Below are 20,852 nucleotides of genomic sequence, written 5' to 3'. Positions count from 1 at the left end.
GATTTCCCATCACATTAGTGAGTAAGAACCCTGAAAGATGATCAGGTTGATAGGTCTGAGGTGGAAGCGTGGTGACACGTGGAGCTGACAGATACTAATCGTTCGAGGACTTAACCTAAATTAAAGGCGGAAGAGGCCAGTATGGCTTCTGGAGCTAGATATAAAGAGCGTTAAACTAAGTGAATGAATATTAAAAATCGTTATCTAGTTTTGAAGGAATATTTTCTTCAAAAAAGACTTGAAAAATTCTTCTAAGATAGTATAATAGTCTTTGTCACAATTGTCTGGTGGCGATAGCGAAGAGGTCACACCCGTTCCCATGCCGAACACGGAAGTTAAGCTCTTCAGCGCCGATGGTAGTTGGGGGACTCCCCCTGTGAGAGTAGGACGTTGCCAGGCTATTATATTATTCCGCAGTAGCTCAGTGGTAGAGCTATCGGCTGTTAACCGATCGGTCGTAGGTTCGAATCCTACCTGCGGAGCCATTTTGGAGAGCTGTCCGAGTGGCCGAAGGAGCACGATTGGAAATCGTGTAGGCGGCGAAAGCTGTCTCAAGGGTTCAAATCCCTTGCTCTCCGCCACTACTGATAAAACAAACTTTGGCCCGTTGGTCAAGCGGTTAAGACACCGCCCTTTCACGGCGGTAACACGGGTTCGAATCCCGTACGGGTCACCATATATGGAGGATTAGCTCAGCTGGGAGAGCATCTGCCTTACAAGCAGAGGGTCGGCGGTTCGATCCCGTCATCCTCCACCATTAAATGTTAAACATACTATTATCGCGGGGTGGAGCAGTCTGGTAGCTCGTCGGGCTCATAACCCGAAGGTCGCAGGTTCAAATCCTGTCCCCGCAACCAATTTAAGTTAATTAAATGGTCCGGTAGTTCAGTTGGTTAGAATGCCTGCCTGTCACGCAGGAGGTCGCGGGTTCGAGTCCCGTCCGGACCGCCATTCTAAATTTATTACTATTTATAAAATGTTAATTAAGTCTAGAGTAAAAGGGTTTCGATAAGCGAGAAGATCAAGGAAGCGAATGAATGAACACCGGAGCGTATTTGAATACGTGAGGATGTGAATGAATGAGCTGACGCAGAGATTCGAAGTTTAGCGGAAGCCGAAAACATTAAGGCTCGGTAGCTCAGTTGGTAGAGCAATGGACTGAAAATCCATGTGTCGGCGGTTCGATTCCGTCCCGAGCCACCTTTTGTTTGCCGGTGTAGCTCAATTGGTAGAGCAACTGACTTGTAATCAGTAGGTTGGGGGTTCAAGTCCTCTCGCCGGCACTGTTTCACCAATATGGAGGGGTAGCGAAGTGGCTAAACGCGGCGGACTGTAAATCCGCTCCTTCGGGTTCGGCAGTTCGAATCTGCCCCCCTCCACCATTTAATATAGGGGCATAGTTTAACGGTAGAATAGAGGTCTCCAAAACCTTTGGTGTGGGTTCGATTCCTACTGCCCCTGCCAATTAAATAATGGCGGCTGTGGCGAAGTGGTTAACGCATCGGATTGTGGTTCCGACATTCGTGGGTTCGATTCCCATCAGCCGCCCCATTAATCAGTGGGCTATAGCCAAGTGGTAAGGCAACGGACTTTGACTCCGTCATTCGTTGGTTCGAATCCAGCTAGCCCAGCCATTTTTTTATTACACATTTTTGATTCTCTTGCATAGGCTAGAGTATACAAATTTTATAATTGTCAGCGCGGAAGTAGTTCAGTGGTAGAACACCACCTTGCCAAGGTGGGGGTCGCGGGTTCGAATCCCGTCTTCCGCTCCAGTTTAAAATGGCGGCATAGCCAAGTGGTAAGGCAGAGGTCTGCAAAACCTTTATCACCGGTTCAAATCCGGTTGCCGCCTCCATTTAAACTAACCCTTGCCGGGGTGGCGGAACTGGCAGACGCACAGGACTTAAAATCCTGCGGTAGGTGACTACCGTACCGGTTCGATTCCGGTCCTCGGCACCATTTGAATTTTATTTTGCTTTGCCAGTGTGGCGGAATTGGCAGACGCGCACGACTCAAAATCGTGTTCCTTCGGGAGTGTCGGTTCGACCCCGACCACTGGTATTATGTAACGATTGTAAATGAGATTAATTCGACGTTTCTTACGTATTGTAAGGAGCGTTTTTTATTTATCTCCAATACTATCCTTCAATTTCTTAGCAATAAATTTAAATAAAGCGTGGGATAAAGTATGTGATTCTATCCCCATCCTAATGATAATAGTATTTCTAACAATATACAGTGGTAATCTAGATAATGTACCTAAACTATGAGCAAAACTGTCTTTATTGCTCTGTTTCCTTTGCATTTTTTATTTAGTAATAGTAAAGTTTATAATGTTCTAAATTAAAGTCTGATAAAAAGTCATTAAGCATGCTTTAAGTGTAAAAAAGCGGAACATTTTCACTTTTTAATATAGAGACGAAGGTTTGACCAGGTATTTGATGATGAAAGGATTTGAGTTTGAATATGAAAGATAATTTTTGGCGTGAATTACCACGACCTTTTTTTGTACTGGCACCAATGGAAGATGTGACAGATGTTGTTTTTCGCCATGTGGTGAGTGAAGCAGCTAGACCTGATGTGTTTTTTACTGAGTTTACAAACACGGAGAGTTATTGCCACCCAGATGGAAAACAAAGTGTGCGTGGACGTTTGACTTTTACCGAGGATGAACAGCCAATTGTTGCACATATATGGGGGGATAAGCCAGAGTATTTTCGGCAAATGAGTATTGGGATGGCGGAGCTTGGATTTAAGGGTATCGATATCAATATGGGCTGTCCTGTAGCTAATGTGGCGTCTAAAGGTAAGGGAAGTGGCCTTATCCTTCGTCCAGAGGTTGCCGCTGAAATTGTACAAGCTGCAAAAGCAGGGGGCTTACCTGTAAGTGTGAAGACTCGACTTGGTTACACATATGTAGACGAGTGGAAGGATTGGTTAACACATATTTTGAAACAGGATATCGCTAATCTTTCAATCCATCTACGGACTAGAAAAGAAATGAGCCAAGTAGATGCTCATTGGGAGTTGATTCCGGAGATTAAGAAACTACGTGACGAGATTGCGCCAGATACACTGTTAACAATCAATGGGGATATTCTTGACCGTCAAACTGGCTTGAAGCTCGCTGAACAGTATGGTGTTGATGGAGTTATGATTGGCCGTGGAATATTTAAAAATCCATTTGCCTTTGAAAAAGAGCCAAGAGAGCATACTAGTCAGGAATTGCTTGATTTGTTAAGATTGCACCTTGACCTCCATGATAAATATTCAACTGAATTAGAACCACGTCGATTTAAACCTCTTCATCGCTTTTTTAAGATTTACGTCAAAGGGTTTCGTGGAGCAAGTGAATTAAGAAATCAATTGATGAACACAAAATCAACGGATGAAGTACGTGAATTGCTTGATACTTTTGATTATCATGTTGAGGATACGGAACAGTAAAAATGTGACCCAAAAGTAGCTGTTCTTCACATGATAACAAATATAATGTAGTATCCTTCCTATCAATAGACTATAATGCCCAGGATTTAAAGTAAACTTAAATAATGTTTAAATCAAAAACCCGGTTAAATTTCACTTTTTGTGGAACTTCACCGGGTTTTATTCATTAAAAAAGTTTAGCACCTGAAAAAAGAATAAAATCATACTATATAGTTCAGATTAAAGGGAAAAATCATCTTTAATTAGATTTGCATGGTTTGGCAGCCGATTTAAATAATGAATAAGGAGGAGTTTTCATGAAGAAGTTAATCATCATGTTTATACTTTTAATGATGTTCATTCCAACTGCCTGTTCAGATAATGATAATCGGACAAATGAAGAAAAGGATACTACTCAAGAAAAGAAAGAAGGTACTGAACAACAGAACGTAGATGTCGATAAAGGTCTTTTAAATGTAGAAATAACGGTACCAGCTACCATATTTGAGGGAGAAGATATTGATACTGTTATTTCAAATGCTAAAAAAGAGGGTGTAAAAGAGGTTGTAAAGAATGATGATGGCTCTCTCACATATAAAATGTCCAAAGAAAAGCATAAAGAAATGGTAGGAGAATTAGAAGCTGAGATAAATAAAACAATCCAAGAAACAAAGAAAAGTGGAGAATATAAATCAATTAAAGATATTACCCATAATGATACATTTTCTGAATTTATAGTTGTTGTAGACAGAGATGCTTATGAAAACAGTTTGGACGGTGTTGCAATACTTGGCCTAGGGATGTCAGGAGTCATGTATCAGACATTTAATGGCGGTGAGCCAAATAGCAACAAAGTGACCATTACTATAAAGGACCAAACTACTGAAGAAGTTTTTGATGAAATCATTTATCCAGATGCTTTAGAACATGATAACGAAAAATAAATGCTGTAAGAAAATATAATAAGGACATTTTGTTTAGTTTAGGTTGATTTCTACTACAGAGTACTCTCTTTTGTAACATAAAATAAAGCCGTGTATAAACCTATGAATAACATGCATACATTGAAATTAATTTTACTTATGATTATATTTATTAACACATAAGTCTAAAACGTGGATGTTCGTGTTGGGGAGAGTAAAAATTACTTCACCCCAACATTTGACGTTGAACCGAAACAATAAATTAGACATTAGCTACTTGCTATAATAATACTTCTTTCCTAACAAATATTACCTAAAAATATTCTTTTAATCTATTAAATATCAAATTGACAAGTAGAAATCACCTATGCTAGACTTGTGATTGAGGATTGTTACCGCTTTATTGTGGGCTATACCTATTTTTTGTTGTAGATGATGAATTTATAAAGAATAGGGACTATCTATGAATGTATATAAAGTAATTAATAATAATATCGTATTGTCTAGGAATCAAGATAATCAGGAAATTGTCGTTATGGGTAAGGGGCTCGGCTTTAAGAAAAAGGTCGGCGATGTAATTGATGAAACTCGAATTGAGAACATTTATCTCAGTTCAAAAGAGTGGAATGTCAATAAATTAACCCAAATGCTTTCTTCGATCCCGATGGAACACATTCAGGTAGCCAATGAAATCATTAGCTTTGCGAAAGTTTCACTTGGTAAGAAACTAAGTGAAAATATCTTCTTAACATTGACCGACCATATTAGTTATGCGATTGAGCGCTATCAGAATGGCATGGAAATTAAGAATGCCCTTCTATGGGAAATCAAGAGGTTTTATAATCATGAGTTCTTGATTGGAAAAGAAGCGTTATCAATTGTTAGAAACCGACTTGGGGTTGAGTTACCAGAAGATGAAGCTGGTTTTATTGCTTTGCATATCGTAAATGCTGAGCTTGATATGGGACAAGTAAGCCGAGTTTCTGAAATAGCAAAGGTTATCCAAAATATCCTTAGTATTATAAAATATCACTTCAAAATTGAATTGGACGAGTATTCGCTAAATTATGAACGATTTATCACACACTTGAAATTTTTCTTTCAACGATTGTTTAGTGGTGTTAAATTGGATGATGCTGGGACGTCAAGTTTCATTTTCATGTTAAAGGAAAAGTATACAAACGAGTACGCCTGTGCATTGAAAATTAGGGAGTATATTAAAAAGGAATTTGGAAGAGACCTAGAGGAAGATGAGCTAATCTACCTGACGATTCATATAAAAAGAATAACGAGTGATTAGGATTGTTACTGTCATGCAGGCTATACCTAAATGAACCCTTTATTTAAAGAGGGATTCATTTAGGTATTTTTTTATTCATTTTTATCTGCAACAAGTCATTTTAGGTTATGTGAGAATGGAGGATAAAACGGATGAACTATCAAGAGTTAGCGAAATTAATCATCGACAAAGTCGGTGGTGAGGGAAATATCAAAAGTTTGACTCACTGTGCCACACGTTTGCGTTTTAATTTAAAGGATGACCAAAATCCAGATGAGCAAACATTAAAAAGTACTCCTGGTGTAATGGGAGTTGTAAACAAAGGCGGACAATATCAAGTTATTATTGGTAGCGATGTCGCAAATGTTTATAAAGAGATTGCTAAGCAAACAAATATTTTGAATGAAGGTGAAGGGACTAAGGAGGAAGATAAACGTTCTCCTTTTGCCAAAGTGATTGATACGATTACAGGAATTTTCACCCCGATTCTTCCTGCAATTACAGCTGCAGGGATGCTAAAAGCAGTTTTATCTCTGTTAGTCGTATTTAATGTTTTAACAACGGAAAGCCAAAGCTATCAAATAATGAATTTCATGGCAGATGCCGCTTTCTACTTTTTACCTATCTTGCTAGCAGCGTCTTCTGCACAAAAATTTAAAACCAATATGTACTTAGCTATGATGGTTGGAGGAATATTACTGCATCCAACTTTTATTACGATGGTGACTACAGCAAAAGAGACTGGAGATGCGATTCAACTTTTTGGACTTCCTATCTCTGCTGTATCCTATTCATCTTCTGTTATCCCGATTATTCTTTCTGTATGGTTTATGTCTTATATTGAACCGATTGCAGATAAAGTTTCACCTAAGGCGATTAAGTTCTTTAGTAAACCATTGATTACGATCTTTATCGTGGGAACAGTTAGTTTGGTTGTTTTAGGGCCAATTGGTTATATGATAAGTGATGCAATTTCAAACGGTATAACAACATTAGAATCTGTAAGTCCATGGATCGTTCCATTATTAGTTGGAACATTTAGTCCATTGCTTGTCGCAACAGGTACTCACTACGGTCTAGTTCCAATTGGAATTAACAACCGGATGACAACAGGTTATGATACAGTAATTTATCCTGGAATGCTTGCTTCAAATGTAAGTCAAGGTGCTGCTGCTATTGGAGTTGGTTTAAAATCGAAGGATAGTACGATTAAGCAATTAGCTTATTCTGCGGGCTTGACTGGTCTGTTTGGTATTACGGAGCCTGCTTTGTATGGAGTTAACTTACGCTTTAAGACACCACTATACGCTGCAATGATCGGTGGCGGAGTTGGTGGATTATTTATGGGTATTCTTAGAGTACGAAACTTTTCTGGTGGTTCACCAGGTCTTCTAACATTACCTAGTTATATTGGAGATAACACATTAAGTTTCTTCTATTATGCATGTATTGGTGCAGCTATCAGTATTGTCGTAACATTTATCGCAACGTTAATCCTATATAGGGACCCAGTTGTTGAAGAAACATCTGAAGAACCAATTAAACCGGTAACGAATGCAAAATTAAATATTAATGGCGCAACGATTTTATCGCCGATGCAAGGGACTTTACACAGCTTAAAGCATGTAGATGATGGCATGTTTTCCGAAGAAATTTTAGGACAAGGTGTAGCGATTGAACCATCTGAGGGTACCGTTGTTTCACCTGTCAATGGTACAGTTAGTGCAGTGTTTGATTCAAAACATGCAGTCGGTATTACGAGTGAAGATGGTCTAGAACTATTAATTCATGTTGGAATCGATACTGTTCAGTTGAATGGGGAAGGGTATGAGTATTTCATTCAAAAGGATCAAAAAATTCAAGTAGGTGACAAGCTAATTCAGTTTGACCTTGAAGGAATTAAAGCAAAAGGATATAAGACGATTACTCCTGTCGTGATTACAAACTCAGCTGAGGTTGGAGATATTTTAACAGCAAATGAAAGCCCAATTAAATTTGGTGAAGAAATCATTAAAGTCATGAAGTAGGAGGAGAACTAATGGGATTTAGAGAAGATTTTTTATGGGGCGGTGCAACTGCTGCAAATCAATGTGAAGGTGGATTTGACCAAGGTGGCAGAGGGCTAGCAAATGTGGACGTCATTCCAACTGGTCCAGACCGTCGAAGTATCATTACTGGTAAAAAGAAAATGTTTGCTTTTGAGGAAGGATATTTTTATCCTGCAAAAGAAGCGATTGATATGTATCATCGTTACAAAGAAGATATCGCCTTATTCGGTGAAATGGGCTTTAAAACGTATCGATTATCGATTGCATGGAGCCGTATCTTTCCGAAAGGTGATGAGCTGGAGCCGAATGAAGAAGGTCTAAAATTTTACGAAGACCTATTTAAGGAATGCCATAAATATGGAATCGAACCTTTAGTGACAATTACCCACTTTGATTGTCCAATGCATTTGATTGAAACGTACGGTGGCTGGCGAAATCGGAAGTTAATTGATTTTTATAAACGCTTATGTACAGTATTGTTTACTCGATATAAGGGACTTGTTAAGTACTGGCTTACTTTTAATGAAATCAATATGATTCTTCATGCACCATTTCTTGGAGCAGGGATTTGCTTTGAAGAAGGTGAAAATGAGGAGCAAGTAAAATATCAAGCAGCACATCATGAGCTTGTGGCAAGTGCAGAAGCTACAAAAATCGCACATGAAATCGATCCTGAGAATAAAGTAGGATGCATGTTAGCAGCAGCGAGTTATTATCCTTATAGTTGCCGACCAGAAGATGTCTGGGAAGGAAAGAAAAAGGATCGAGGCAATTACTTTTTCATTGATGTGCAATCAAAGGGTGCTTATCCTGCTTATGCATTAAAAGAATTAGCTAGAAAGAACATTGTGATAGACATGAAGCCTGAGGATTTAGAAGTATTAAAGAATCATACTGTTGACTTCATTTCATTCTCTTATTATGCTTCACGTGTTGCAGCAGCTGAAGATTCTAATGTAGAAAAGACGGCAGGCAATTTGTTCCCGACTGTAAAGAATCCATACCTCCAAGCAAGTCAATGGGGTTGGCAAATTGATCCTTTAGGTCTGCGTATTACGATGAACGATTTGTATGATCGTTATGAGAAGCCTTTATTCATTGTTGAAAATGGGTTAGGTGCAGTAGATATACCAGATGAATCAGGATATGTAGAGGATGATTATCGGATTGAGTATTTAGCAGCACATATTCAAGCTATGAAAGATGCTGTTGATGAAGATGGTGTTGATCTTCTTGGCTACACATCCTGGGGCTGCATCGACCTAGTATCAGCAGGCACTGGTGAGATGAAGAAACGCTATGGCTTTATCTATGTAGACCGTGACAATGATGGAAGAGGAACTTTAAAAAGAACGAAGAAGAAGTCATTTCATTGGTATAAAAAAGTGATTGCAACAAATGGGGAAGATTTATCGAATCAATAGTAGTAAATGAATCATTCTATCATTTTTACCATCTTTTGCAGAGGTGGGAATGTTGATAGGAGCTAGTAATCATTTCTTGATAGAAGGATGTACTTTAAAAGGTACATCCTTTTTTTATATAGGAACAGTGAAAGTATAGTATTGTATTGGTATAAGATTATTTGGCTCAATTGATTAAAAATGACCACGGATTAGTTTATTAACAGCATAATAAAGGGACTTTTGGAATAGTAAGAAATTGTTAAAGCTAACTATAAAGTATCTGGAAATATTAAATTATTTACTAAAATAGTATTTTGATGATAAAATTGAAATAGTTCGTTTTTTGCTTAATCTTATTTTAAGAGCGGGGGACCCAAATTTTTTCTGCGGATAGTTCCGCTATTGGTGAATTCTTTAAAAAGAAGGGGCTCGTTGTTTCCCGTAGTCCTAACCTGAAAGCTAACCTCGTAAGCGATTGAGAGGAAACAGTAGGATAGAGAATGGTGAATCGGCATTAGCCGTTTTTTTGTGTGAAATATCGTATCTATTTGTTTCCCTTGCCTGAGACATTCGTTTATATAAAATCAACAAGAAGGTGGGGTAATTAATGAAAAAATTCAAATTAAGCTTAGCAAGTCAAATTTTTATCGGTCTTATATTAGGTATAATCATCGGTGGAATTTTCTATGGAAGTGAAACGGCACAAAGCGTTTTACAGCCATTTGGGGATCTGTTTCTCCGTTTAATTAAAATGATTGTCGTGCCAATTGTCCTTTCTAGTATTATCGTTGCGATTGCAGGTGTTGGTGATTTAAAATCTGTTGGTAAGCTAGGAGCTAAATCACTTACTTATTTTATAGGGATGACATTGATTGCAATAGCTGTCGGACTTATAGCAGCGAATATCTTCCAGCCTGGTGCTGGTTTAAATATGGACAAGCTGGAGCATACTGATATTTCAAATTATGTTGAAACATCAGAAGAGCAAGAAGGAAAAACAATTGCCGAAACACTTCTTCATATTGTTCCGACAAATCCAATTAGTGCAATGGTTGAAGGCGATATGCTTGCGATTATTTTCTTTGCTGTCGTTTTCGGTATTGGAATTGCAGCTATTGGAGATAAAGGAAAACCGGTTTTACGTTTCTTTGAAGGTACGGCAAGTGCAATGTTTTATGTGACAAACTTATTTATGAAATATGCGCCAATTGGTGTGTTTGCATTAATCGGGGTAACGATTTCTAAATATGGTTTTGCATCACTTATTCCATTAGGTAAATTAGCTCTTACTGTTTATGGAACAATGATTTTCTTTGTCATTGTGGTCTTAGGCATAATGGGTAAAATTGTTGGGTTCAGTATCTTTAAATTATTGAAGATGATTAAAGAAGAGTTAATTTTAGCATTTTCAACATCAAGTTCGGAAACGGTACTTCCGAAAATTATGGACAAAATGGAGCAAGCAGGAAGTCCAAAGCATATTGCGACTTTTGTTATTCCAACAGGTTACTCGTTTAATTTAGATGGTTCTGTTTTATATCAAGCAATCGCATCATTATTTATTGCGCAAATGTTTGGCATTGAACTAAGCATTGGCCAACAAATAACCCTAATGCTTGTCTTGATGGTAACCTCTAAAGGTATGGCAGGAGTACCTGGTGTCTCATTCGTTGTTCTATTAGCAACATTTAGCACAATTGGTTTACCTGCTGAAGGATTAGCGATTATTGCTGGTATTGACCGAATTCTAGATATGGGACGTACTGCGGTGAACGTAGTAGGAAATTCATTAGCAGCGATTGTTGTCGCTAAATGGGAAGGGCAATTTAACCCTCCTCTTGAAAACATGAAAGATGCTTCATAAAATTGTCTCAGCAAGCATGAAAAGCTGTGAAATTAAGACCTTCAACGTTAATGTTGAAGGTCTTTTTTGTGAGATGATTCTGGGATTACCTTTTCAGTAAAACACTCGTAGTAAGAGCCAAAACCGTATGAGCTAAATACAGTTCTATCAACGTTTCTTACATTTAGTAGGAACGTTTTTTATTTATCACAAATATGAAGCGCTTATACGGACTTTTCATGAAATGCTTAGTGATGTTGTTAGCGAATATAGTGCTCTCCTCTACTTTTCTATATTTTGAAATGATAATGGGAATTAAGCTTTTAATTATTTTGTAGGATAATATCTAATTTTAAGTGTATTTTGACTTAAAAATAAATGAAACAATGCTACTATAAAAAATTTCCAAAAATGGAACGATATTAAAAGGGAGAGTGAGGGGTGAATGCATTCATAAACTTTTATTTATATACTTCCTTTACTTTTAAAGAAGTCATCAAAAAATATAGGGTAGGTGGGGCATATTGGCAAAGTTATTGTTTGTAACAGACTTATACTATCAAGCGAAAGGAGCAAGAGTGTATTATGAGGAGGATTTATTTCTAACTTCTCAATTAAGGAAAGATTTTCAAGTTGTCATTTGTCATCCTAAGGATACCGAAATGTTTGAAAAGGACTTTGACTTAATCGTGTTTCGAAATGCTGGACCAGTAATTAATTTTAAGGACCAATATCAGTCATTTCGCCATAGAGTTGTTGCAAATCAGTTAAAAACCTACAATTCATTCAATGGGAAAGGTGACATGGATGGGAAGGATTATTTAATTGAGTTGACGAAAAATGGGTTTCCGGTTATTCCGACCATTAATTCCTTAGACGATTTGAAAAATCTTCCTGATGTAGAAACGTACATCATAAAACCAAAGGATGGGGCAGATTCAATCGGCTTCGAATTTGTTCATAAAAGTGAGCTTGATACGAAGATTGACGCAAACGAAAAAAATATGTTAGTACAGCCTTTTATTAATTTTGAATATGAGGTCTCCTTCTATTTTATTGACAAAGAATTTCAATATGCTCTTTATGCTCCAGACAAAAGCAAAAGATGGGAATTAAAGGAGTATATTCCTACGAAGCAGGATTTACAGTTTGCCGAGCGTTTTATTGAATGGAACAATCTTGATTGGGGAATTGAACGAGTGGATGCTTGTCTAACTAAAGAGGATCAGCTTTTATTAGTCGAACACGAGGATTTAAATCCTTACTTATCTTTATCCTTGCTACCACCGAAAGTATGCGATAGCTTTGTGGAAACATTTAAAAAATCATTAATAAAGGCACTAGAATTGAGTCAGCATGAAAAAATTTTAATAGCAAAATGATTGATAGTTTTTGCATTTATACTGGATTCTATTAAAAAGTTATAACAAAAAAACTTGTTAGGTGGTTTTTGTATGAATATAACAGTATCTGATAGAATGAGTTTTTTTCAGCCATCAATCTTTAGTGAATTGGCATCATATAAGCAACAAAAGCTTGCAGAAGGTGCTTTTATTATTGATTTAAGTATTGGGAGTCCAGATTTAGCCCCTCCATCCTATATTACAGAAACGTTAGCTGAAGAGGTTATGAAGCCTGGTCAGTATGGATATGCAATAACTGGGACAAACGATCTTAATGATGCATTCTCCAGCTTTTATAAGAAAAAATATCAAGTCGCACTAAATCCAGAAGAGGTTTTACATGTTATGGGATCTCACGATGGCCTTGTCCATTTACCAATGGTTTTTGCTAATCCTGGTGATCTCATTTTAGTACCAGATCCAGGGTATGTTGGCTATGCTGCGGGAATAGCGCTGGCAGGAGCTAAGCCATACTTAATGCCTTTGAAAAAGGAAAACGACTTTTTACCAGATCTTTCAGCAATACCAGATCATATTGCTAAATTAGCAAAAATCATGATATTGAATTTTCCTGGTAATCCAGTTCCAGCAATAGCTAGTAAGGAATACTTTGAAGAGGTTGTCGCATTTGCAAAAAAACATAATATTATAGTGCTTCATGACTTTGTCTATTCAGAGGTGTATTTTGATGGGAAGGAATCAATTAGTTTCTTATCAATTGATGGAGCCAAAGATGTCGGGGTTGAGCTATTTTCTTTCTCTAAAAATTATAATATGGCAGGTAGTCGAATTGGGTATTTGGCTGGTAACAAGAAAATTATCCAAGCGATGTATCAATTTAAAAGTAATTTAGATTATGGAGTATTTTTACCTATTCAAAAGGCAGCAATTCAAGCATTGAAAAAAGGGGAAGAATACAGTGAAACCATTCGAAAAATCTATCAGGAAAGACGAGATATTTTAGTAAATGGCTTAAATGAAATAGGATGGGAAGTCATGAATCCTAAGGCAGGAATGTTTGTCTGGGCTGAAGTTCCCAGAGGCTGGACATCTATTGAATTTGCCTATGCATTAATTGAGAGGGCAAATGTCGTTGTAACCCCTGGTAATGCCTTCGGACCAAATGGGGAAGGATATGTAAGAATTGCTTTAGTGCAAGATATTGATAAACTTAAAATGGCAATTTCTAATATTGAAAAAGCGGGTTTATTGCAAGTAGGTGTCGTGTAGTTTTTTAATAGATTAATTATGGGGAGACAGTTAGCAGAAATGGCTAGCTGTCTTTTTATTTCAACTAGATTATAAAAATGTCAATTTACTCAAGAATACAGTCGGATATAGAGTTTTTAATTTACTGAAAGTGAAAAGTTAAAATCTATGAAAATATGACTACAAATTTTAACAAATAAATCCATAAGTGTACAAAAAAGGTTTATAATAATCAAGATAATATATTTGGGGGAGGTTAATTTATGCAAAAGTGGATTGGTAAAAGACCAACAATGAGTCAAAAGGCTCTAGTATCTAAGTATGAAAAATTATTATTGCAAGCACAAGATACAATATTAAATCCGACTGAAAAAATTTTAAAAGCTATTGAGACAGAATGTGATAAAAAAAGTGGTCGAGAATTAGATGGAGTATTAGTGTTAACAACGGAATCTGTAGTATTTATCTCAAAAAGTGAAAATATGGTATATAAATACTCTCAGATTAATGATATTGATGTTCAATCTGACGGAAAAGATAAAAATGAGTGGCAAATAACACTTCAAATTGGTCGTTCAAGGCGAACATTTGATGATATTAAGAAAAATGATGATAGCCAAGAATTTGTTGAAATTTTAGAACATATGATTACAAATAAAGCTCAAGAAATTCTTACAACTGTTACTCATGATTTTGATTATTTTTTACATGCTGAAACCTTAGAAGATTTACGAAAACGTGAGATTAAAATTACGTCATTTCTTTTGAAAAGAGATGATATGGGACATACAAAAAATGGTGAGAGATTATTGCGTGAAAAGCATAAGGGCGCAGAATTAATTATTGAAGGTTTTTATCAAGATACGCAGAAAAAGGGTAACTTTATTGTAGTTGATACTAATATACTATTATATGAATATGATAATAAGGAACGAAAAGCTAAACTAATTAACACATGGTCTTATAATTTCTTTGCTAACGCAGTTATCGACTACTTTGCAATTAAAACAGTAATAAGTAATGATGAAGGCAAGTTAGTATTAAATAGTTCAGGTAAAGCTTTTGTTAATATTCTATCGAAGGGAAATATCCCTTTTAAATATAAAAAAAGAAAGTGGTATCAAAAAATACTTGGCTTTCGAAGTGGAAAGTGGTGGAAAAGAACAATTGCTTCGCTTTTTTACCTATTCATTTTGCTAATTATTATCGGAATAACTTTTGGAGAAGATTCTACAGAAAAGGCTTCTATTAAATCAACTACTGAGGTAACAGATTCCGAAACAGAGGAAGTTGAAGAAGAGGCACGTCTAGCGGAGGAAAAACGTAAACAAGAAGAAGAAGCACGTCTAGCAGAAGAAAAACGTAAACAAGAAGAAGAAGCACGTCTAGCAGAAGAAAAACGTAAACAAGAAGAAGAAGCACGTCTAGCAGAAGAAAAGCGCAAACAAGAGGAAGAGGCACGTCTAGCAGAAGAAAAGCGCAAACAAGAGGAAGAGGCACGTCTAGCAGAAGAAAAGCGTAAACAAGAGGAAGAGGCACGTCTAGCAGAAGAAAAACGTAAACAAGAAGAAGAAGCACGTCTAGCAGAAGAAAAACGTAAACAAGAAGAAGAGGCACGTTTGGCAGAGGAAAAGCGCAAACAAGAAGATGTACAGATGGCAGAGATACAGAAGCAGGAACAACAGACAAACGTATATTATAAAAACTGTACACAAGCAAAGGCAGCAGGTGCTGCGCCAATTCATAAAGGTGAGCCAGGATACGCCAAACATCTTGATAGAGATGGAGATGGAATTGGTTGTGATAGATAATAATTAGTTAAAAAGGAATTTAGGTTTTATAAGTAGATATCCAGTAAATGGATCGTAGCTAAATATTTTTATAAAGTAGTACTTATCCAATTTTAAGTGAAGATAAAAAATGTAAGGAGCGCCATTAAGCGCTCTTTTTTAAATTGATTTAAGGCAAAATAAAAAAGCTGTTGAGTACTTGATGAAAAGGGTTGCAAAGACTCAATGAAGGAAACTTTAAAACATCAAAGTAGATGCATAGTCCAAACAGGCATATCCAATATGAGTTGAAATACACGTATACAATGTCGAAAAGTTTCCCAATAATATTGCGATTACAACGTTTTAAAGCTGTAGGAAATTAAAGGAAACTGTTATATAATCGTAAGTAATAACGAATCAAATACTTAAATAACGCAAAAATTACGCAGCTATGAAAGGAATACGATATTTAAAATGTGTACCTCACTAAATAGATTATTCGATTTTGTAACGTGTCTAGACGAAAAGGCATTAAGGGACGAAAGGCTATTAAATGCATTAATAGAGGCAGACTTGTTAGAACCGTTAAATGATGTGATTATGCGCAAATATGAATGTAATAGAAATGCTAGTTTAGGCGTCCATTAAGGGCGTCATTTTTTGTTCGCCCAGCATGGGCGAACTCTAACGGGTGAAAGTCCCGAGTATGGCCTGGTAGCGGCAAATACATAGCTGAAGGCAAGGGTGTCCATGGTGACGTGGAATCTGAAGGAAGCCCAAGGCAAACCTCTGGTCTGACGAACAGAAATCATATAAGAGGCACCGTATGAGGATAAGGCTGCAAAAGAAGTTGAAGTCCGATAGCTACTTTACATGCGTTGTATATATGGCAGATAGATGGAGGGAAAGAGTTCGCACCTTAACTGGGGAGGTCTCGCGGATCTACATCAAAATCCTATAGAGATATAGGACTGGACCGTGAGAAGTCAGCAGAAGCCATAGTAGTGAAGAGGTCAAACGAAAGTTAGAAAGAGCGAAGGGCTGAACAATTTTATCGTTATAGAAATCTCAATTGGGGAAGGAAACAGACCACTGGCAAACCGCGACAAAGTGGATACCGACCTACGTGAAAGAAAGGAAATAACAAGCATGCACGAAAGAAAACTACTCGACAAGATACTCGAGAAGGATAATTTAGACCAGGCAGTCAAGCTGGTTAAAAGAAACAAAGGCTCTGCTGGTGTTGATGGCATGGGTGTGGAGGAACTGGTTGGGTATATGGCACTGAATAAGGATGAAACTATTCGCCAAATCCGAAAAAGAGAATATAAACCCAGTCCTGTATTAAGGGTCGAAATACCAAAACCAAACGGTGGAACACGACTTTTAGGAATTCCGACTGTTCTAGATAGGGTTATTCAACAGGCAATTGCCCAAGTTTTAACCCCAATGTTCGATAAACAATTCAGTGAATATAGCTATGGTTTCAGACCAAGACGTTATGCCGAAATGGCTATCCTGAAAGCCTTAGAATACATGAATGATGGATATGAATGGATTGTAGATATCGACTTAGAGCGTTTCTTTGACACAGTACACCATGACCGACTAATGAATCTCCTATCGAGAACAGTGGATGATGGAGATGTCATTTCTCTTATTCGTAAATTCTTAGTAAGTGGTGTTCAAATAGACGAAGAATATAAAGAAACAATCATCGGCACCCCGCAAGGCGGAAACTTATCACCTTTACTAAGTAATATCATGCTTAATGAATTGGATAGAGAACTAGAAAATCGAGGACTGCGTTTCGTTAGATACGCAGATGATTGTATCATCATGGTCAAAAGTGAGATGTCGGCTAAAAGAGTCATGAGGTCTGTATCGAGATTTATTGAAGAGAAACTAGGGTTAACTGTAAATGTGGAGAAATCGAAAGTGACGAAACCTAATGACCCAGAGATGAAGTTCTTAGGGTTTGGATTCTTTAAAGATTATCAAGCTGATTTATACAAAGCAAAACCACACCAAAAATCCTTTGATAGTTTCAAATTCAAACTTAAACAACTCACAAAAAGGCATTGGAGTGTTAGTACAAAGTATCAAGTGGAGAGAATTAATCAGTTAATTAGAGGGTGGGTCAATTACTTTAGGGTCGGTTATATGAAGAAAGCACTTGGGAAAATAGATGCTCATACAAGATTTAGAATGCGAATGTGTATCTGGGAGAAATGGAAAACTGCCAAGAATCGTAGGAAAAATCTTATTAAACTGGGCATGGATAAATATAGTGCTTACAAAAATAGCCATACAAGTAAAGGACCAGCTCGAATAGCTTATACTTGGATACTCACGACGACAATAACCAATGAGAGATTAGCCAGATTCGGCCTAATCTCCAGTGAAAAACATTATATCAAAGTGCGTGGCTAATATAAAATTGAACCGCCGTATACGGAACCGTACGTACGGTGGTGTGAGAGGTCGGCACGGAAACGTGCCTCCTACTCGATTATTATCTTTTTAAGGTATTTTAAAGAAGGAAGTTTATTGAAACTTATTATTGAGAGTTGAAATTTTATATAGGTAAGTTAAGATTTTTAGAAGAGTTAAAGGATTCTAGGTAGTACGTTTCACAAGAATTTGAATGCTCATGAGGATAAAAACTCCCCCATGGTGCTAAAATAGTTTTGGTTCGCCACCCAAAACATCAGCATATGGAGGAATTTTAATGTCAAAAGACACTCATATTTAACATAAACAACATGGAATTGTAAGTATCGCGATAGAGCAGACGACCTGTTATCATGGATGGTTTTGACTGGATTAGGAATTTATCTGTGGATAACTATTAACGGTGCAATATTCTTAGGTGAATTAAAAGGTAAGGGTATATTCTATCGATAGACTGCGATAAAGCTCAATAAAGGGTTATATTAGGGAATCACTTACAATAAGCACATTTAAAGTCTGACCTGGAATCCATATGACAGAATCCCGAAACTTGCCTACAAATTTTGTGCCTATGGATTGAGACTAAAAAAATAAAACTATTTCATAGAATCTTAGATTTATTCGCCAGCACGAATGTTCTTAATTGATTTCTTTACTAATGTAAAGTTTTTAAACATTCGGACTCCACCATTTCCAATCGGTGCCTGAGCGACTAAACCAACCTTGATTGTCTTTTCAACTGGCAAACTGAAAAAACGCATCATATCAAATTTAATTCCATCTAATGAATAATGGAAAGAGAAAGCATTCCCTACCCTTGCTACTTGCAGCCATACTGTTTCACCCTCAATGTTACAACCATTTGCGTCGTCTGATGTATGATTTGTGACAACACTAACGACTGCATGTGTATCAAAATCTGTTTTTTCGAAGCAAGCTTTTGCCCAAATGTTGTCATCTTGCATTACCATAATACATGCCGCATCATACATATCCTTAAATTCATGAGAGACTTGAACGCGCATTACAAAATCTCCGCTTGCTTCAGTATAATAAAACGGAGCATTCAATAGATTTTGTGGCAACACGCCTGAATCTGAAACAACACCATTATTACAAAAAAAATCACTTTTGGCAGGCGCTTCTATAATCAATGTATCTTGACTAAATTCTGCCTTACTTTCATTAATCCACTTAAAACGATCAAATGAGTCTTTATTCATTTTATCTTTCCCTTTCTCATTCTGATTTGAATTGACAAGCTAATCTACAAGTAACAGTAATTTTGCTAGATATTTCCTAAAGTTCAATAAAAAGGGTGAAACCTTATTCCTCATATTATAACTTGCAGTATTTTTGTACAAGACATTTTTGTAAAAGAAGGACGGCTCTTATTTCCTTTTTTATAGATTATGATAGTTAGGCAGGAGATCTGTTCCTTTGACTCTTGATGTGACTGGCACCAAGAACTATGTTATTCTTTTCTATAGTGTTCTCCTTATAATTAGGGGAAGGACTACTTATTATTTATAAGTTTTTAATAGGTTATCAAACTAAAAATAACAATATATTAATTGATTAGATGCTAGTAATTAGGAGGAATTTATATTATGGAACAACGTAATGCACACTATTATATATCCAAACTTGGACTTGAAGCACATCCTGAGGGTGGATATTATAAAGAAACATTTAAATCAGGGGAGCAGACGACGGACAAGGAGTTATCGGTAAGCTTTGATGGGGTGCGGAAGCTTTATACGAGCATTTACTTTCTCTTAACTTCTAATAACATATCACATTTTCACCGTTTGAAATCAGATGAATTATGGTATTACCATGCCGGAAGTCCATTAACAATTCATATCATTCATGAAAATGGAGAATATGAAGAAATTAAGCTTGGATTAGATTTTGATAACGGAGAGGTACCACAAGCATTAGTTCCGAAAAACTCGATCTTTGGCTCTTCTGTTATGGATAACGATACATTTTCCTTAGTAGGATGCATGGTCTCACCTGGCTTTGAGTTTCAAGACTTTGAACTGTTCACACAAGCTGAGCTTTTATCAGCTTATCCCGAGCATAAGGATGTAATTATGAAGTTGGCCTATGAAGTGCTTCCTGAGTAAGAGGTAAGATGAATTTTTCTACAGACTGACAATTTCTCTTTTAGCCATCTTTAACACCAATCTTTCCCACTTAAATCATGCTGTTTTCTGTAAATTTTTGTTGAGTATTTGGTGTTAGGGATGGTCAACTATTACATGATTCACGTCTTCGAATTAGTAGTTATAGGATTTACCCTTTACATAATCTATCCCCATAATAACTAACCATATTAACATTCCCTACAAATATTCCAGCAAACATCACTATCAAATTTTTCGAAATTTCGTCATTTTTTTACAATGAATTAATACTAGGTTAATAGTAAAACGATAAAATGATAGAGGGGAAAAGTTTGTTGTGTATTTCAAGCGGGAAAATAGCAAGAAATAAACAATTTGGAACGGTTTATCTGTATATCCTTACATGAAGTGAATTAGCTTTTAAACACAGATTGATGGATGGACGTATTTTTGTTTTAGAGACGAATTAGTATTTGTTGTAAATGTCCGAATGTTGAAGAATACACCAAGTGGCATGCTTTCAAACAGTGCATTACAAAGATTGAATTGTAATCTGGATTAAGAGCTAACGTTCAGTTCAGTCCCTTATGGTTATAGCTGTCTAAACAAGTGTTAAATGAAGCTACAATTCAATGAAATTTCATCTTTAGGTCTACTTATGGTATTTTTAAAAACAATCATTACTAAAAAATAGAAGTGGATCAAGTAAATGCACGAACTTGCTGATTAAGAGATGTCGTATTAAAATTATGCGTTTTAATTGGAATCATCAGCACGAAACACATCGATAACTCCTTGAATTTTAAGGTAACATAATAAACCGTTCCAACAGCAAATTCCCCTAGAAAGTTCCCTGTACTGAAATTACAAGAGTTCTTAAGTGCATACCCCTTTCCTATTAAATGACTATTATCATACTGAAAAGAGGTTTAGTTATATAGAGGGAGCACTTTA

General features: G+C 36.6%; 12 protein-coding genes, 16 tRNA genes, 2 rRNA genes and 1 riboswitch. Of the genes, 29 read left to right on the top strand and 1 reads right to left on the bottom strand.

Going from position 1 to position 20,852, the window contains the following annotated elements; translation table 11 throughout:
* From ACTJJ9_RS11825 to ltrA, 28 genes are all read left to right on the top strand, one after another.
* A 23S ribosomal RNA gene (locus ACTJJ9_RS11825) occupies positions 1 to 118 on the top strand; the annotation flags it as partial.
* Between the two features lie 165 nt (positions 119 to 283).
* Positions 284 to 399: ribosomal RNA gene (gene rrf, locus ACTJJ9_RS11820) — 5S ribosomal RNA — on the top strand.
* 11 nt (positions 400 to 410) lie between these two features.
* A tRNA-Asn gene (locus tag ACTJJ9_RS11815) sits at positions 411 to 485 on the top strand.
* A 4-nt stretch (positions 486 to 489) separates the two neighbouring features.
* Positions 490 to 581, top strand: a tRNA-Ser gene (locus ACTJJ9_RS11810).
* 20 nt (positions 582 to 601) lie between these two features.
* Positions 602 to 676, top strand: a tRNA-Glu gene (locus ACTJJ9_RS11805).
* Between the two features lie 5 nt (positions 677 to 681).
* Positions 682 to 757: transfer RNA gene (locus tag ACTJJ9_RS11800), tRNA-Val, on the top strand.
* A gap of 23 nt (positions 758 to 780) precedes the next feature.
* Positions 781 to 857 (top strand) — tRNA-Met (locus tag ACTJJ9_RS11795).
* A 17-nt stretch (positions 858 to 874) separates the two neighbouring features.
* Positions 875 to 951: transfer RNA gene (locus ACTJJ9_RS11790), tRNA-Asp, on the top strand.
* Positions 952 to 1,127: 176 nt separating this feature from the next.
* Positions 1,128 to 1,200: transfer RNA gene (locus ACTJJ9_RS11785), tRNA-Phe, on the top strand.
* 10 nt (positions 1,201 to 1,210) lie between these two features.
* Positions 1,211 to 1,283, top strand: a tRNA-Thr gene (locus tag ACTJJ9_RS11780).
* Between the two features lie 15 nt (positions 1,284 to 1,298).
* Positions 1,299 to 1,382 (top strand) — tRNA-Tyr (locus ACTJJ9_RS11775).
* Positions 1,383 to 1,390: 8 nt separating this feature from the next.
* A tRNA-Trp gene (locus ACTJJ9_RS11770) sits at positions 1,391 to 1,464 on the top strand.
* Between the two features lie 11 nt (positions 1,465 to 1,475).
* Positions 1,476 to 1,551 (top strand) — tRNA-His (locus tag ACTJJ9_RS11765).
* 8 nt (positions 1,552 to 1,559) lie between these two features.
* A tRNA-Gln gene (locus ACTJJ9_RS11760) sits at positions 1,560 to 1,634 on the top strand.
* A gap of 66 nt (positions 1,635 to 1,700) precedes the next feature.
* Positions 1,701 to 1,775: transfer RNA gene (locus ACTJJ9_RS11755), tRNA-Gly, on the top strand.
* 9 nt (positions 1,776 to 1,784) lie between these two features.
* A tRNA-Cys gene (locus tag ACTJJ9_RS11750) sits at positions 1,785 to 1,858 on the top strand.
* Between the two features lie 15 nt (positions 1,859 to 1,873).
* Positions 1,874 to 1,962, top strand: a tRNA-Leu gene (locus ACTJJ9_RS11745).
* 20 nt (positions 1,963 to 1,982) lie between these two features.
* A tRNA-Leu gene (locus ACTJJ9_RS11740) sits at positions 1,983 to 2,064 on the top strand.
* A 405-nt stretch (positions 2,065 to 2,469) separates the two neighbouring features.
* Positions 2,470 to 3,450 (top strand): tRNA dihydrouridine synthase, encoded by a 981-nt coding sequence (locus ACTJJ9_RS11735; protein ID WP_186324331.1) that lies wholly within the window; start codon positions 2,470 to 2,472, stop codon positions 3,448 to 3,450.
* Positions 3,451 to 3,746: 296 nt separating this feature from the next.
* Entirely contained in the window at positions 3,747 to 4,373 is a 627-nt protein-coding gene (locus tag ACTJJ9_RS11730) for a hypothetical protein (RefSeq protein WP_095301228.1), read from the top strand.
* A gap of 442 nt (positions 4,374 to 4,815) precedes the next feature.
* On the top strand, positions 4,816 to 5,652 hold the full coding sequence (gene licT, locus ACTJJ9_RS11725) for a BglG family transcription antiterminator LicT (protein WP_095301227.1): 837 nt from the start codon (positions 4,816 to 4,818) through the stop codon (positions 5,650 to 5,652).
* A 131-nt stretch (positions 5,653 to 5,783) separates the two neighbouring features.
* The gene (locus ACTJJ9_RS11720) at positions 5,784 to 7,658 is read left to right on the top strand and encodes a beta-glucoside-specific PTS transporter subunit IIABC (protein ID WP_145585006.1); all 1,875 of its coding nucleotides are present in this window, start codon (positions 5,784 to 5,786) and stop codon (positions 7,656 to 7,658) included.
* An 11-nt stretch (positions 7,659 to 7,669) separates the two neighbouring features.
* Positions 7,670 to 9,103 carry a 6-phospho-beta-glucosidase gene (locus ACTJJ9_RS11715; protein ID WP_145585009.1) on the top strand — a complete coding sequence of 478 codons (1,434 nt, stop codon included), beginning with the start codon at positions 7,670 to 7,672 and terminating at the stop codon, positions 9,101 to 9,103.
* 316 nt (positions 9,104 to 9,419) lie between these two features.
* Positions 9,420 to 9,574: riboswitch (cyclic di-AMP (ydaO/yuaA leader) on the top strand.
* A gap of 118 nt (positions 9,575 to 9,692) precedes the next feature.
* Positions 9,693 to 10,949, top strand: coding sequence for a cation:dicarboxylate symporter family transporter (locus tag ACTJJ9_RS11710; RefSeq protein ID WP_145585011.1), 1,257 nt, complete (start codon positions 9,693 to 9,695; stop codon positions 10,947 to 10,949).
* Between the two features lie 503 nt (positions 10,950 to 11,452).
* Entirely contained in the window at positions 11,453 to 12,310 is an 858-nt protein-coding gene (locus ACTJJ9_RS11705) for a hypothetical protein (RefSeq protein ID WP_145585013.1), read from the top strand.
* Between the two features lie 72 nt (positions 12,311 to 12,382).
* Positions 12,383 to 13,561, top strand: a complete 1,179-nt coding sequence (locus ACTJJ9_RS11700) for an LL-diaminopimelate aminotransferase (protein ID WP_145585014.1) — start codon at positions 12,383 to 12,385, stop codon at positions 13,559 to 13,561.
* Positions 13,562 to 13,803: 242 nt separating this feature from the next.
* Positions 13,804 to 15,351, top strand: a complete 1,548-nt coding sequence (locus tag ACTJJ9_RS11695) for an excalibur calcium-binding domain-containing protein (RefSeq protein WP_440768669.1) — start codon at positions 13,804 to 13,806, stop codon at positions 15,349 to 15,351.
* A 1,110-nt stretch (positions 15,352 to 16,461) separates the two neighbouring features.
* Positions 16,462 to 17,745: a group II intron reverse transcriptase/maturase gene (gene ltrA / locus ACTJJ9_RS11690; protein WP_095303608.1), complete on the top strand. Its 1,284-nt coding sequence runs from the start codon at positions 16,462 to 16,464 to the stop codon at positions 17,743 to 17,745.
* Between the two features lie 638 nt (positions 17,746 to 18,383).
* On the opposite strand, the gene ACTJJ9_RS11685 is transcribed toward ltrA, so the two are convergent.
* Positions 18,384 to 18,989, bottom strand: a complete 606-nt coding sequence (locus ACTJJ9_RS11685; protein WP_145580568.1) for a DUF1349 domain-containing protein — start codon at positions 18,987 to 18,989, stop codon at positions 18,384 to 18,386.
* 387 nt (positions 18,990 to 19,376) lie between these two features.
* Here ACTJJ9_RS11685 and ACTJJ9_RS11680 point away from each other — a divergent pair, with 387 nt between their 5' ends.
* A complete protein-coding gene (locus ACTJJ9_RS11680; protein WP_095301220.1) occupies positions 19,377 to 19,898 on the top strand; it encodes a cupin domain-containing protein in 522 nt (173 codons plus the stop codon).
* Positions 19,899 to 20,852 lie beyond the last annotated feature (954 nt).

Origin of the sequence: Metabacillus sp. 22489, from assembly GCF_052044855.1 — a bacterium.
In the GTDB taxonomy this organism is placed as follows: domain Bacteria; phylum Bacillota; class Bacilli; order Bacillales; family Bacillaceae; genus Metabacillus; species Metabacillus niabensis.
The sequence above is the reverse complement of the archived record's forward strand: the minus strand, read 5'-3'. Positions and strand labels throughout refer to the sequence as shown.